This is a genomic window from Maritalea mediterranea, assembly GCF_021568695.1.
GTDB classification, from domain to species: Bacteria; Pseudomonadota; Alphaproteobacteria; order Rhizobiales; family Devosiaceae; genus Maritalea; species Maritalea mediterranea.
The window spans coordinates 642,688-656,350 of record NZ_JAKGTI010000001.1 but is presented as its reverse complement, the minus strand read 5'-3'; the positions used below and the strand labels follow the sequence as shown (position 1 = coordinate 656,350).

Annotated in this window: 13 protein-coding genes and 1 other RNA gene; 4 read left to right on the top strand and 10 right to left on the bottom strand. The window is 53.4% G+C overall.

Annotation, left to right across the window (positions count from 1 at the left end; all coding sequences use genetic code 11):
- Positions 1 to 101: 101 nt before the first annotated feature.
- A complete protein-coding gene (locus L1I42_RS03165; protein WP_236113051.1) occupies positions 102 to 512 on the top strand; it encodes a hypothetical protein in 411 nt (136 codons plus the stop codon).
- A gap of 48 nt (positions 513 to 560) precedes the next feature.
- Here the strand turns inward: L1I42_RS03165 and ocd are convergent, their stop codons facing one another.
- From ocd to L1I42_RS03135, 6 genes are all read right to left on the bottom strand, one after another.
- Entirely contained in the window at positions 561 to 1,634 is a 1,074-nt protein-coding gene (gene ocd, locus L1I42_RS03160) for an ornithine cyclodeaminase (RefSeq protein ID WP_236113050.1), read from the bottom strand.
- Positions 1,635 to 1,879: 245 nt separating this feature from the next.
- Positions 1,880 to 2,488, bottom strand: a complete 609-nt coding sequence (gene recR / locus L1I42_RS03155; RefSeq protein WP_236113049.1) for a recombination mediator RecR — start codon at positions 2,486 to 2,488, stop codon at positions 1,880 to 1,882.
- Between the two features lie 16 nt (positions 2,489 to 2,504).
- A complete protein-coding gene (locus L1I42_RS03150) occupies positions 2,505 to 2,828 on the bottom strand; it encodes a YbaB/EbfC family nucleoid-associated protein (RefSeq protein ID WP_236113048.1) in 324 nt (107 codons plus the stop codon).
- Positions 2,825 to 4,591 carry a DNA polymerase III subunit gamma/tau gene (locus L1I42_RS03145; RefSeq protein ID WP_236113047.1) on the bottom strand — a complete coding sequence of 589 codons (1,767 nt, stop codon included), beginning with the start codon at positions 4,589 to 4,591 and terminating at the stop codon, positions 2,825 to 2,827. Before L1I42_RS03145 ends, L1I42_RS03150 begins: the two co-directional genes overlap by 4 nt.
- A gap of 90 nt (positions 4,592 to 4,681) precedes the next feature.
- Positions 4,682 to 4,777, bottom strand: an RNA gene (gene ffs / locus L1I42_RS03140) — signal recognition particle sRNA small type.
- 81 nt (positions 4,778 to 4,858) lie between these two features.
- Positions 4,859 to 5,689: a prephenate dehydratase gene (locus tag L1I42_RS03135; protein ID WP_236113046.1), complete on the bottom strand. Its 831-nt coding sequence runs from the start codon at positions 5,687 to 5,689 to the stop codon at positions 4,859 to 4,861.
- 283 nt (positions 5,690 to 5,972) lie between these two features.
- On the opposite strand from L1I42_RS03135, the gene L1I42_RS03130 reads away from it, so the two are divergent.
- Both L1I42_RS03130 and L1I42_RS03125 read left to right on the top strand, forming a co-directional pair.
- Complete coding sequence (locus tag L1I42_RS03130) at positions 5,973 to 6,692, top strand: c-type cytochrome (RefSeq protein WP_236113045.1); 720 nt, start codon at positions 5,973 to 5,975, stop codon at positions 6,690 to 6,692.
- An 88-nt stretch (positions 6,693 to 6,780) separates the two neighbouring features.
- Entirely contained in the window at positions 6,781 to 7,725 is a 945-nt protein-coding gene (locus L1I42_RS03125; protein ID WP_236113044.1) for a 2-hydroxyacid dehydrogenase, read from the top strand.
- Positions 7,726 to 7,735: 10 nt separating this feature from the next.
- Here L1I42_RS03125 and L1I42_RS03120 read toward each other — a convergent pair whose 3' ends face one another.
- Positions 7,736 to 9,088, bottom strand: coding sequence for a leucyl aminopeptidase family protein (locus L1I42_RS03120; protein WP_236113043.1), 1,353 nt, complete (start codon positions 9,086 to 9,088; stop codon positions 7,736 to 7,738).
- Positions 9,089 to 9,261: 173 nt separating this feature from the next.
- On the opposite strand from L1I42_RS03120, the gene L1I42_RS03115 reads away from it, so the two are divergent.
- Positions 9,262 to 10,044 carry a tetratricopeptide repeat protein gene (locus L1I42_RS03115; RefSeq protein WP_236113042.1) on the top strand — a complete coding sequence of 261 codons (783 nt, stop codon included), beginning with the start codon at positions 9,262 to 9,264 and terminating at the stop codon, positions 10,042 to 10,044.
- 102 nt (positions 10,045 to 10,146) lie between these two features.
- Here L1I42_RS03115 and L1I42_RS03110 read toward each other — a convergent pair whose 3' ends face one another.
- From L1I42_RS03110 to L1I42_RS03100, 3 genes are read right to left on the bottom strand one after another with little or no spacing between them, the layout of a single operon-like run.
- A complete protein-coding gene (locus L1I42_RS03110; protein WP_236113041.1) occupies positions 10,147 to 11,115 on the bottom strand; it encodes a type II secretion system F family protein in 969 nt (322 codons plus the stop codon).
- Positions 11,116 to 11,135: 20 nt separating this feature from the next.
- Complete coding sequence (locus L1I42_RS03105) at positions 11,136 to 12,131, bottom strand: type II secretion system F family protein (RefSeq protein ID WP_236113040.1); 996 nt, start codon at positions 12,129 to 12,131, stop codon at positions 11,136 to 11,138.
- Positions 12,132 to 12,133: 2 nt separating this feature from the next.
- A complete protein-coding gene (locus L1I42_RS03100; RefSeq protein WP_236113039.1) occupies positions 12,134 to 13,651 on the bottom strand; it encodes an ATPase, T2SS/T4P/T4SS family in 1,518 nt (505 codons plus the stop codon).
- Between the last annotated feature and the right edge of the window lie 12 nt (positions 13,652 to 13,663).

Genomic DNA, 13,663 nt, shown 5'->3' with positions numbered 1-13,663 from the left:
TTTCAAGCAACCTAAGATCATGGACTTAATCTTATATCCGGCTACAAATCTATGTTCACTAGATCACTATTCTGACTGCAAATTGCAAGAAGGACAAAAAATTGAAGCCCGTTTCGCTGTTGCGCCTTTATTTATTGCGCGGATGTTATTTGTTGTTGCTGGTTGGCCTGTCGATACAGATCGTGCCTGACCTGTTTGGCCCTGTGGTGACCATGCCGATGATGGATGGCGTTGTTACCGCCATGCTGAGCGCTTTGGCTGTGCTTTCCATTCTCGGGCTGTTCGCGCCGATCTTTATGCTGCCGCTGCTGTGGTTTGAACTCAGTTGGAAACTGATCTGGGTGCTGTTTGTGGCCCTGCCCCGCTGGCAAACGGGCACCATGGACGAAGCGACCATAGAGGTCCTGTTTGCCTGCGCCTTTGTGGTGCCATTTGTGTTTATCATCCCGTGGCGCTATGCAATTGGGCGCTACATGGCGGCGCTGGACCCTTGGCGGACCAAGAGCGACTAATTGCGCTGACACCTTAAAAGAAAAGCCCCGGCGAACCGGGGCTTTTTGCTATTCTGCGGCAGTCATATTTTGCTTGGCGGCGCGTTGCACCATGCCATAGAGATCGCGCGGATCGTCTGGGTCGGCCAACATGTCCAAATCTTCATAGAATTGAGTGCCCTGGATGGCCTGATAGATAAAGCGCAGGGCAGAGAAATCTTCGACGGCGAAGCCGACACTGTCAAACAGGGTGATTTGCCCTTCGGCTTTGCGGCCTTCTTTTTGACCTGACATCACTTCCCACAGCTCGGTGACTTCATAGTCGTCCGGCAATTGCTGAATTTCGCCCTCAATACGGGTTTGCGGGGTAAACTCGGTGAAAATTTCCGAGCGGTGCAAAATACCTTTATGCAGCTCGGTCTTGCCCGGGCAATCGCCGCCAATGGCGTTGATGTGAATGCCTGACCCCACCATATTATCGGTAAGTATGGTGGCATATTGCTTATCCGCCGTGCAGGTGGTGATGATTTCGGCCCCCGCCACACAATCTTCGCCGGTGCTGCAAGAAGTGAGGTTAAGCCCACTGTTTTGCAGGTTGAACATGGCCTTTTCGGTGGCTTTCGGGTCTGTATCATAAAGGCGGATATTTTCGATGCCGCAAATTTTGCGGAAAGCCAAAGCCTGGAATTCGCACTGGGCGCCATTGCCGATGATGGCCATGGTTTTTGCATTTTTGGGCGCCAGATATTTGGCGGCCACGGCGGACATGGCAGCGGTGCGCAAGGCGGTGAGGATCGTCATTTCAGACAGGAGCACCGGATAGCCGTTGGCCACATCGGCCAGCAGGCCGAACGCCGTAACGGTCTGCATGCCCTCTTTTGTGTTTTTGGGGTGGCCATTTACATATTTAAAGCCATAAACCTCACCATCGCTGGTGGGCATCAGCTCAATCACACCTTCATTGGAATGGGAAGCGACGCGTGGGGTTTTGTCGAAAAGTTCCCAGCGCACAAAATCTTCCTCGATGGCCTTAGCAATGCCGGCCATGGTTTCCTCCACGCCGATATGCAAGATCAATTTCATCATATTATCGACGCTGACAAATGGCACCAGATTAAGCGTATCGCGGTGAAACTTGGCCATTGAATATCCCTCATAAATCATAGCGGAATTAAGAAGATTAGATTGTACAGAAGGAATGCGTCAGTAAAAACGGCAATAATCTATCAATCTTGGGGGTATTATTGCGCATTTTGCAAAGGCAAATTTTACAGATTGATAGGTGACCGTCGCAACGGTGCGAATCCGCTGCGGCTGCGCGGTGGGACGCGTTGATGCCTAGATTATGTCGAGGGGGTTCCAGCCCGACGCCGGGTTTGTAACCGTGACTAAAAGAGGGTCCGCGCCTTGAGCGCCTGGGCCAGGGTGCCCTCGTCCAAATAATCCAGCTCGCCGCCCACGGGCACGCCATGGGCCAGGCGGGAAATTTTAACACCGAAGGGTTGCAGTTGGTCGGTGATATAGTGGGCGGTGGTTTGGCCATCGACGGTGGCGTTCACCGCCAGCACGATTTCAGTAATATTGCCAGCTTCCACGCGTTGCACCAGGCTTTGGATGTTGAGATCGTCCGGCCCGATGCCGTCGAGAGGCGACAAGGTGCCGCCCAGCACATGATAAAGCGCGGCGCCGATGCCGGCCCGTTCCAGCGCCCAGAGGTCGGCAACATCTTCAACAATGATCAACAGGCCGGAGGCGGTGCGCTTCGGGTCTGTGCAGATATGGCAGGGGGACATAGTGTCCACATTGCCGCAATTGGCGCAGGTCATCACGCTGTCTACAGCCCGGTCTAGCGCCGCCGATAGCGGCACCATCAGCGTTTCCTTTTTCTTAATCAGGTGCAACACCGCACGACGGGCAGACCGGGGCCCAAGCCCCGGCAACCGCGCCAATAATTGGATAAGCTGATCAATCTCTGGCCCGCCAGAGCGTGAGGACATCGGGATGGTCCTTCGCTTAAAATGGCATTTTCATACCAGGAGGGATCGGTAAACCAGCGGTGATTTCCTTCATTTTCTCCTGGGCCATTTCTTCTGATTTCTGTTTGGCATCGGCGTGGGCGGCGATGATGAGATCTTCCACGATCTCCGCTTCATCAGGCTTAAGCAAGTCGGGGTCAATTTTCACCCCGCGCATTTCGCCCTTACCGGTCAATGTCACTTGCACGGCATCGCCGCCAGCGGTGCCCACAACTTCCAGCGCTTCCAGCTCAGCTTGCATTTCGCCCATGCGCGCCTGCATTTCCTGCGCCTTTTTCATCATGCCCATCATGTCTTTCATAGGTCACCTTCATCATTTTCAAGATCTTGTTCAAGCCAGTCTTCCGGCCCGTCATCATCGGTTAAAGAACGGATATTCACCAGCTTGGCACCGGGAAACGCATCCAAAACTGCTTTCACTTCAGGAATCTGTTCAGCTTTTTTCTGCCGTTCGTCGCGCGCACGCTGCCTTTGTGCCGCAATCGTGTCGGTCGGCTTTTCGCGGGCAACCGAAATCATCCAAGTCTGGTTGGTCCATTCCCGCAATTTAGCAGATAATAGCGGCACGAATGTGTGGTCCGCCTCTTCGGTCAGCGCCAGTTCGATGCGGCCATCGGCAAAGGAAACCGGGCTGGCATGGGCCTCAAGCGCATGTTTCAACACAAGCTCTCGGTTTTCAGCCGCCAGTTCGATCAACTCCTCATAGGTTTTGATGTGGCGCGTGGGCTCCTGCACGGCAGCGGGTGTCGGATCCGGGTTGGTGGCCATGGCCCGCAACGGGCTTTGTTCGCGCGAGGCGGTGGGCGCCCGTTGCCCCAGCGCATTGACGCCACCGCCATTGGCCATTGCCCGCGGTGCGTCGCCGCCACCGCCGCCACCATGCTGCGGAGCAGATGCGGCTTGCGGGTTGGATTGTATCTTTTTGATCAGTTCATCTGGCGAGGGGAGGTCTGACGCATAGCCCAACCGGATCAACACCATTTCCGCCGCTTGCAGCGCGTCATGGCTATTGTTGATTTCGCCAATGCCCTTATTGAGAATTTGCCAGGCGCGAGACAGGGTTTTGACGCCCAGCTTCTGCGCCAAGTCGCGCCCGCGCTGTTTTTCATCCGGGGTCAGCGCCGGATCGTCGGTGGCGCTGGGCACCACTTTCAGGCGGGTGACCAAATGGGTCACGGTCGCCAGATCAGAAATGATGGTTTGTGGATCAGCACCGGCATCATATTGGTGGCGCATTTGTTCGAGCGCCGCGCCCATATCACCGCGCATCAACGTTTCAAATAGATCGAGGATCAAGGCGCGGTCGGCCAGGCCCAGCATCTGTTTGACGGTTTCCGTGCCGATCTCTCCACCCGCATGGGCAATTGCTTGATCGAGCAATGAGAGGCTGTCGCGCACAGACCCTTCGCCGGCGCGAATGATCATTTGGAGCGCATCGGGCTGGAAACTGATCTGCTCTTTCTCCAGAATATCGGAGAGATAATCATAGAGCGTGCCACTATCCACCCGCCGCAAATCAAAGCGCTGACAGCGCGAAAGGATGGTGACCGGCACCTTGCGGATTTCGGTGGTGGCGAAGATAAACTTTACGTAAGGGGGCGGCTCTTCCAGCGTTTTCAGCAGGCCGTTGAACGCGGCTTTGGAGAGCATGTGCACTTCGTCGATGATGAAGACTTTATAAGGCGCAGACACCGGGCCATAGCGCACACTATCGATAATTTCGCGAATATCATCAATGCCGGTGTGAGACGCCGCGTCCATTTCCACCACATCCACATGGCGGCTTTCAATGATGGCGCGGCAGTGCTTGCCCTCCTCGGTTAGATCGAGATTGGGACGCTGGCCATTATCATCTTCGAAATTGAGCGCGCGTGCGAGAATACGGGCGGTGGTCGTTTTACCCACCCCGCGCACACCCGTGAGCATAAAGGCATGGGCGATGCGGTTGGCCTCAAACGCATTTTTGAGCGTTTGCACCATGGCCTCTTGGCCAATAAAGGTGTCAAAGCTCTCCGGGCGATATTTGCGCGCGAGCACAACATATGAGGATTTTTGATCTGCCAACTCTGCCTGCCTAAAAGGATGTGCGTTTGATATTTAACGCCTATTTGACACCGATTCTGAGGTGGGGCGCAAAATATTTGGGCAAAGATAAAAAGGAGACTGGCAACGACCCGTTCCTAACTCGTTAGGGCTGCTTCCTTCCGGACCTGACCCGATTGGCGAGCGGTTCGTCCGCGCCAATCTCCCGACGCCCTATATCATGCACTTTGCTTAAAAGTGCAAGGGGGGCGGAACAAAAGATTTCCGCACCCTGGCACTATACGAGCCCTATTCCTGCTTTTCCGCTGCCGGATAAACGCCCAGAATATCGATATGGTGGGTAAAAAAGGCCAATTCCTCGAACGCGTCCTGCACGCCGGGATCGTCCGGATGGCCTTCAATATCGGCATAAAACTGGGTGGCCGTGAAGCTGCCATCCACCATATAGCTTTCCAGCTTGGTCATGTTGATGCCGTTGGTGGCAAAACCGCCCATCGCTTTATAAAGCGCAGCAGCCACGTTGCGTACCCGGAAGACAAAGGTGGTTTTCACCTTGTGCTTTGCCGGATCGACCTCAATCATCTTGCGGGACATGATCAAAAAACGCGTGGTGTTGTGGTCTTCATCTTCGATATCGCTCGCCAAAACGTCCAGGCCATAAATTTCACCGGCCAAGCGCGAGGCGATGGCAGCGCGGGATTTATCGCCGCGCTCGGCCACTTCGCGGGCTGATCCGGCCGTATCCACGGCATTGATGGCGACCAAATTGTGTTTTTTGATAAAATTGCGGCATTGGCCAAGTGCCACCGAAAGGCTTTGCACTTCCTTGATATCTTCAAGCTTAGCGCCTTTCACCCCCAGCAGATTCATATTCACACGGTGAAAATATTCGCCAATGATTTTCAGTCCGCTTTCGGGCAGCAAATGGTGGATATCGGTGATACGGCCATAAAGCGAGTTTTCCACCGGCACCATGGCAAAATCGGCTTCGCCATTTTGCACCGCGGCCACGGTTTGCTCAAAAGTGGTGCAAGGCAATTCCTGTTCATTTGGAAATGTAGCGCGCACCGCCGCATGTCCGAAAGCCCCCAATTCACCCTGAAACGCCACTTTAAGCATCGAATTTTCCTCAATTTTTGATTTTTCGCCGCGCACTATTCATTTTTTTTCTTCATGAAGTCAATTGAAGCGGGTTTATTGCTGGAAAATTGGGAAAATTTCATGCGAAATGTCGCAGATGGCGATAAGGGAGTTGCGCAAAAAGCGGCTTATGGATAAGGTCCGCGCGCAAAAGCACCTCTTATGATGTGTGAAAGAATCAATTGGTCCTCTTTGTCACCGCAAAGACGGACTCAGGCGGAATTTGTCGCTGGCGGGGAAGCGACGCGGAGAAAGCTGAACAATGAATCGGATTGATCTGGAAAAATTTATCGGGGCTGCATTGGGCACCCTTGTGTTTGTATTTAGCATTGGCTTCTTGTCAGAGGCGATCTACCACACAGAAGCTGGCCCAGGAGGTGGATATACCTTGCCTGAGCCAGAAGCTGGCGGCGCTGAAGTGGCCGAGGTTGAAGAAGAAACCGTGCCATTGGCGGAATTGCTGGTTGCAGCATCCGCAGAAGACGGCCTTGACGTCACGAAGAAATGTACCTCTTGTCACAGCTTTGAAGAAGGTGGCGCCAACAAAGTTGGCCCAGCGCTTTATGGCATTGTGGGGCGCACAATTGGTGGCGTGAGCGACTTTTCCTATTCCGATGTTTTGAACCAAATGGGCGCCGAGGGCAAAGTGTGGACATATGAAGCACTGAATGCCTTCCTTGAGGATCCAAAAGGATACGCACCAGGCACCAAAATGAGCTATAACGGCCTGAGAAAAGAAGAAGATCGCGCCGATCTGTTGGCCTATATGCAAACGCTGGATTCAAATCCTGTGCCCTTCCCTGCTGTTGAAGATGCAGCGGTGATTGAAGAAGAAGATGTGAACGCTGACGCAACATCCACTGAAGAAGTGATGGAAGATAATGCGGAAGATGCTGCACAAGAAATGAGCGCTGACGAAGAAGACTCAGCGCCAGCAGCAGCGGCGGAAGAAGAATCCAGCGAAGGCGATGCAAGCAACTAAGCTTGGATCCAAACGCTTGAAAGCATTGAAAAGACCGTGTCATAAAGGCACGGTCTTTTTTGTTTCACCCCAAGATTGGAGATTTGGCATGACGCTTTTGGTGCATTTGGGCGGCATTGATGAACAGGAATGGGCCGATGCGTTTCGCGCCAAAATGCCAAACCGTAAGATTGTCACCTCATCAGATGAGTTCGACCCGAAAGAGATTACCTATCTTTATGTATGGAAGCCGCGCGATGATGTGTTTGACGGGTTGGAGAATCTAAAGGTCATTCTTTCGTTGGGCGCCGGTGTTGATCCCATTTTAAAGCATCCGCACTTGCCGAAAAATGTGCCGATAACCCGTTTTGTAGATGATACGCTGACCCAATGTATGAGCGACTATGTGATCGCCAATGTCACCATGCATCACCGCGAGTTGACGCACTATCGGCAGGAACAACGCGCTCACTATTGGACACAATATTACCCTGCCCCGGCGACAGATATTGCCGTGGGCATTATGGGACTTGGCCAATTGGGTGCTGACGCCGCGGAAAAGCTGGTTATGCTCGGCTATCAAGTGAATGGCTGGAGCCGCAGTGAGAAACAGATAGACGGTGTACAATCTTATGCGGGCCTGGAACAGTTTGACCGCTTTTTGGCGGACACGGACATCTTAGTCAACTTGCTGCCATTGACTGACGACACGCGAGATATTCTTTGCCGTCAGACCTTTGAAAAACTGCGCCGCGATGTGCTGCCGCATGGCCCAGTGATGATCAACGCTGCCCGCGGCGGACATCAGGACGAAAATGATGTGGTGGAATGTTTGCGGGATGGCACTTTAGGCGCTGCAAGTCTTGATGTGTTTAAAACAGAGCCACTGCCTAAGGATAGTCCGCTTTGGGACTTGGACAATTGCTATATCACGCCCCATATTGCCGCTATTTCCTCATTTGAAGGCGGGGTCAATCTGGTGGCAGAGCAATTGGAGCTGTTTGAGCGAGGCGACGCGTTGAAATATATCGTCGACCCCGCTCAAGGCTATTAGGCGGGCGCGGCTATTTTTTGCCGAAGCGTTCTTTCAGCATAAAATAGGCGGCGCGCTGGCCCTGCTCGGTGGCCCCCATCGGGCGCCCGGGACGAGCCACCGGCGACCAAGCCATAATATCCATATGTGTCCAACTTTTGGCGTTTTTCACGAAGCGGCGCAGAAACAATGCCGCCGTGATCGAGCCGGCAAACGGCCCGTTCGAAATGTGGTTCACATCAGCGATATTGGATTTCAGCAGCGCATCATACTCGTCCCATAAAGGCAGTTGCCACAGCGCGTCGGAGTTGGCTTTGCCTTTGGCCACCAACTCTTGCGCCAACCCATCGTCTGTTGAATAAAGGGCGCCAATATCTGGCCCGACCGCGACGCGGGCCGCGCCGGTCAGTGTGGCCATATCGATAATCATTTCCGGGTTCTCTTCATCAGCCAGGCTTAAGGCATCAGCGAGCACGAGACGGCCTTCGGCATCGGTATTGCCGATTTCAACCGTCATGCCATTGCGCGAGTTAAGCACATCGCCGGGGCGGAAGGCATTGCCAGAAATCGAGTTTTCAACCACGGGGATCAACACGCGCAGGCGAACTTTCAGATTGGCTTTCATCACAGCGTGGGCGAGGCCCAAAATGTTTGCAGAGCCGCCCATATCCTTGCGCATCAGCAGCATCGCCGGGGCGGGTTTGATATCCAGCCCGCCCGTGTCGAACACCACGCCCTTGCCGACCAAGGTGATTTTGGGATCACTTTCATCGCCCCATGTGAAATCCAGTAGGCGCGGTGCCTCGGCGGCGGCGCGCCCGACAGCATGAATCATGGGGAAGTTCTGTTTGAGCAAATCATCGCCGACGATCGAAGATACTTTGGCACCATGGCTTTTTGCAAAGTCACGAATTTCCTTCTCATAGGTTTCGGGTGTCAGGTCGTTGGCAGGCCGGTTGGTCAAGTCGCGGGCGAGTGTTGCCGCCTCCACCAGCAAATCGGCCTCGTCTGCATCGGCGCCAGCCAACCCGCTCAGCTCAACTTTTTTTGGTGATTTGCGGAATTGATCAAAATCATATGCCCCCAATCTAAACCCGACAGCCGCCAGTGTGGCGTTCTCAAAATTGCCGTGCAGTTCATACTGCCCCTCAGGCAAAGCTGTAGCGGCGAGCCCGGTTACAAAAGGGTCTGCCCCCTTTTTCTCCCCCATGCCGAATAGATAGGCCACCCGTTCACCCTGCTCATCGGGCAGGGCGACCAACTCGCCCTTTTTACCCTCAAATTTGTGGGCCTTTGCCCAGGCTTTTTGCTGCGCATTCAACATGTTGGGCAGAGTTTCATTCTGCCACAGACAATAAACCGAAATGGGATGGGAATCAGACATATGACCGCTTTCATTTGAATTGGTTCGCGCAAGATTTAACGCGAAGCGAATGGCTTTGCAAACCCTCACGGCGCTGCATTCTGCATGGCGAGTTAACCGACTATTAGGGTTAATGATTTATTGCATAGAGGATGGCGTTGATCGCGCACCACCCTATTTGTGCAGAGGTTTGCATGGTTATTCAGCAAAAAAGCATGTTGCAGAGGTTAAAGCTGCTGGCCTTGGCTGGTGTGGCAGCGGTTGCATTGAATGCCTGCGCCTCCCCACGCGGTGCTGGCGGCGGCACAGCCACACCGGATTTCTCCAGCATGTCCAACGAGGCCAAACATGCGGCAGTGCAGGATCTTGGCGCCAAATATCAACAAAAGCCCAACAAACAGACGGCCATTTACTTTGCGGCCGCTTTGCGGGCCATCGGCCAAACCGGTCAGGCCGTTTCCGTACTGGAACAGGCCCGGTTGCAGCACAAGAATGACGAAGAAATCGCGTTGGCTTATGCCAAGGCATTGGCTGCTGATGGCAAATTTAACCGCGCCTTGAATATATTAGAGGCTACCATCCGTCCCGAGCGACCCAACTGGAATGCCCTGAGCGTAAAAGGCGCAATTTACGACCAGATGGGACAGAATGCACGGGCGCGTGAACTTTATAATCAGGCACTTGTGATCGCGCCAAACCAGCCTTCGCTCTATGCAAATTTGGGCTTGTCCTATGCCATGTCAAATCAGTTGGATCAGGCAGAGGCAGCGCTGCGGCGCGCCGTTTCCATGCCGCAATCAACACGCAAAGTCCGGCTGAACCTTGCCCTGGTGGTGGGGTTGCAGGGGCGGTTTGACGAGGCCCGCAGCCTTTATGCCAGAGAGCTGCCTGCGGAAGATGTCGAGGCCAATATGGCCTATATCCGCGCGCTATTGACCCAACAGAACAAGTGGGATCGGATCAAGGGCAGTTCGTAAAACAGCTCAGTTCTCTTCACTATGCGATAAAAAGGGGCCTTTGAAAGGCCCCTATTTTATTTCATAGTCTGAGATCAGCCACGTCGTCAGAGCAACAGTGACCTAGCCCATCACTGAAATCATGGCTGGTGACATAATTACAATAAACAATACCGGCAAGAAGAACAAAATCAACGGCACGGTCAGTTTCGGTGGCAAGGCTGCAGCTTTCTTTTCAGCTTCCATCATGCGCATGTCGCGACCTTCTTCCGCCATCACCCGCAGTGAACTGCCGACTGAAGTGCCGTAGCGCTCTGATTGAATCAACGCGGTCATGACCGCCTTGATCTCATCCAGATTGATGCGTTTGGCCATGTTCTCATAGGCCTTGGCGCGGCTTTCTAGAAAATTCAATTCAGCGGTGGTCAGGGACATCTCTTCCCCCAATTCGGGGCTTTGGCTGACGATTTCGTGCGAAACCTTTTGAAACGCGGCCTCAATGGACATGCCGCTTTCAACGCACAACAACATCAAGTCCAAACAATCTGACCAGGCACGCCGGATTGATTGCTGGCGTTTGGTGATCTTGTTGGTCAACAAAATTACAGGCAGGTAGGAGGATAAAATGGCCGCGCCCAGGGCATAGGTGATCTGTAAAAACAAAAGTGCATCGGGAAGAATGATGAACTTCAAATAGAAAAATGCGATCGCAAATACAGCAAGCGGAATGGTGAAGCGCAAAAACACATAGGTCATGACCGCGTTGGGTCCGCGATACCCGGCTTGGGCCAGTTTAAGCGTGGTCTGTTCGTCCGCAAACGCCTTTTTCAGCGAGAACCGCTCCACAATATTTTGGATCAGATCTTTCCGGCGTGCGCTGGCCTGACTTTTCTTGTCCTCGCCGCGCAGCCGTGCCAGTTCATCGGTTCTGAGCCGCTCCCGCTCGCTCGCAACACTGCGAATACGGCTTTTCATATCTTTGCTGTCAGCAAACTGAGCCCCAAAGGTGAACACAATCGCCGCTGCAGAAACAGCTGCTAAGAGCGCGACCAAAAATTGCCGATCTGTGAGTGTATCAATGAGCGTTTCCATATGGTTACTTTCAGCTGCTGCTAATATTCAAACTGGACCATGCGGTACATCACAAACACCCCCATCGCCATCAACAAACCTGCTGCCCCGAGCCAAACATTGCCAATTTGGGTTTGAAATAAAGGCAACAGATAACTTGGGCTCACAAAGGAAACCAAGGTTGCGACCACAAACGGCAGTGCCCCGATAATGCCTGCGGAAGCCTTGGCTTCAGAGCTCATGGCTTTCACCTTAGCCTTCATCTTTTTCCGGTTTCGCAAAACTGTCGCGAGGTTTCCAAGTGCCTCCGATAGGTTACCGCCCGATTGTTGCTGCACCGTGATCACAACCACAAAGAAGTTCACTTCGGGGATGGGAAGACGATCAAACATAATGGTAATGGCCTCCCCCATATTTTTGCCGACTGATTGTTGCTCGACAACGCGAATAAACTCTGTCTTGACCGGTTCCTTGGCTTCTGACGCCACCACCTTCATGGACTCGTTGACCGGCATACCCGCTTTCACGCCACGCACAATGGCTTCGATGGCGTTGGGAAACTCATCTAAAAATTTTGCGCGGAAGCTCTTGGTTCTGTTCGCCAAATACCACCTCGGTAGAGCGTAAAACCCGAAAGCCCCGAATACCACTGCAAAATGAAGTGGCACGCCGGTCAACCAAGTGAACAGAAACACGATCACACCCAAAATAGCCGAGTAGCGGTAGAACGCGGCTACATTTCCTTTCATGCCTGCTTGAATCAGACGCTTTTTGAGTGTTTTTTTCTTGCGCTTCTTGTTGGTTTCATTTTGCTCGTCAAGAACCTCTTGCAACGACTTACGCCGCTTGTTGCGACTCTTTTGCCCATCGGCCTCGGCCCGACCCCGCTGCCGACCGCGCACGCTACGCCCATCAGATTGTCGCAGCGCTTTCATGCGTTTGCCGGCGCGGCCACTGCCTGCCACACCGGGAACCAATGCCAAGCCTATCGCACCGATTGCAATGGCTGTTAGAAAGAAGAGGATTAAAGGTGACATCACTAACCTCTTGCTTCTTCATCGCTGACAGCCGCTGCTTCCAGGGCCTCAACAAGATTCAGTTCTTCATTGTAATAACGCGCGCGCTCGGCAAATTTCGGTTTGGTGATGCCGGTGGAGCGGTGGCGCCCGATCAGATTGCTGTTCGCGTCTTCGCCTATGATGTCGTAAAGGAACACATCCTGAGTGACGATGACATCGCCTTCCATGCCTAGCACTTCAGATATATGCGTGATCCGCCGTGAGCCATCGCGCAAGCGCGCGGCCTGTACGACCACATCAACAGATGAAACGATCATCTCGCGAATGGTGCGGGAGGGCAGTGAATAGCCGCCCATTGTGATCATGGATTCCAAACGGCTCAAGGCTTCACGGGGTGAGTTGGCGTGCAGAGTGCCCATGGACCCATCGTGACCTGTGTTCATGGCCTGCAGCAAGTCAAATGCTTCGGGGCCACGCACCTCACCCACGATGATCCGCTCCGGACGCATCCGCAAGCAGTTCTTCACCAAGTCACGCATGGTGATTTCACCTTCCCCCTCAAGGTTGGGCGGGCGTGTTTCCAACCGCACAACGTGGGGCTGCTGTAGCTGCAATTCTGCACTGTCTTCGCAGGTGATGATCCGCTCGTCAGACTCGATAAAGCCGGTCATACAGTTCAGCAAAGTGGTTTTACCTGACCCGGTACCGCCTGAAATCAAAATGTTGGCACGGACCCGGCCCAGCACCTGCAAAACTTTTGCACCTTCAGGCGAGATCGAACCGAACTTCACCAACTGATCCAGGGTAAGCTTGTCTTTTTTAAACTTACGAATGGTGAGCGAGGCGCCATCAATGGCCAGTGGCGGGGCGATGACGTTCACACGCGAACCGTCGGGCAAACGGGCGTCACAAATGGGACTCGATTCATCCACACGACGGCCGACCTGGCTCACAATCCGCTGACACACATTCATCAAATGCGAGTTGTCGCGGAAGCGCACATTGGTCAGGCGCACCTTGCCGTCCACCTCAATGTAGGTCCGGCCGGCGCCATTGACCATAATATCGGCAATGTCATCACGGGCCAGCAGCGGCTCGAGGGGGCCATAACCCAATACATCGTTACAAATATCCTCGAGCAGATCCTCCTGTTCTGAAATGGACATCACGATGGATTTCAGGGTGATGATTTCAGACACAATGTCGCGAATTTCTTCGCGGGCAGAATCCTGCTCCATAGTCGCCAATTGGCTCAGATCAATCGAGTCTATCAGGGCATTGAAGACCGAGGATTTGGTTTTGTAATATTCGGAATCTACCCCTCTGTCTTTGGCCGTTTTATCGACGTCGACGACTTCTTCCTGACCGATCTTTGGCTTATTGATTTTCAGGTTCGGGGTTTGACCGGCCTGCGGACGTTGGGCAGTCTTTTCAGATGAAGGCTTTTGCGCCGGTTTCGGCGCAGGATTAGGCTGCGGCTTGGGCTTTGCCTGCTGCTGATTTGTATTTCCGCCAAAACTTGTGCGTTTCCCAAACATAACTGACCTTAC

Excerpts from the sequence above, each read along its gene's own strand:
- L1I42_RS03100 (WP_236113039.1), bottom strand. The coding sequence starts at position 13,651 with ATGTTTGGGAAACGCACAAGTTTTGGCGGAAATACAAATCAGCAGCAG.
- L1I42_RS03115 (WP_236113042.1), top strand. The coding sequence starts at position 9,262 with ATGGTTATTCAGCAAAAAAGCATGTTGCAGAGGTTAAAGCTGCTGGCC.
- L1I42_RS03130 (WP_236113045.1), top strand. The coding sequence starts at position 5,973 with ATGAATCGGATTGATCTGGAAAAATTTATCGGGGCTGCATTGGGCACC.
- ocd (WP_236113050.1), bottom strand. The coding sequence starts at position 1,634 with ATGGCCAAGTTTCACCGCGATACGCTTAATCTGGTGCCATTTGTCAGC.
- L1I42_RS03105 (WP_236113040.1), bottom strand. The coding sequence starts at position 12,131 with ATGTCACCTTTAATCCTCTTCTTTCTAACAGCCATTGCAATCGGTGCG.
- L1I42_RS03135 (WP_236113046.1), bottom strand. The coding sequence starts at position 5,689 with ATGCTTAAAGTGGCGTTTCAGGGTGAATTGGGGGCTTTCGGACATGCG.
- L1I42_RS03150 (WP_236113048.1), bottom strand. The coding sequence starts at position 2,828 with ATGAAAGACATGATGGGCATGATGAAAAAGGCGCAGGAAATGCAGGCG.
- L1I42_RS03120 (WP_236113043.1), bottom strand. The coding sequence starts at position 9,088 with ATGTCTGATTCCCATCCCATTTCGGTTTATTGTCTGTGGCAGAATGAA.
- L1I42_RS03110 (WP_236113041.1), bottom strand. The coding sequence starts at position 11,115 with ATGGAAACGCTCATTGATACACTCACAGATCGGCAATTTTTGGTCGCG.
- recR (WP_236113049.1), bottom strand. The coding sequence starts at position 2,488 with ATGTCCTCACGCTCTGGCGGGCCAGAGATTGATCAGCTTATCCAATTA.
- L1I42_RS03125 (WP_236113044.1), top strand. The coding sequence starts at position 6,781 with ATGACGCTTTTGGTGCATTTGGGCGGCATTGATGAACAGGAATGGGCC.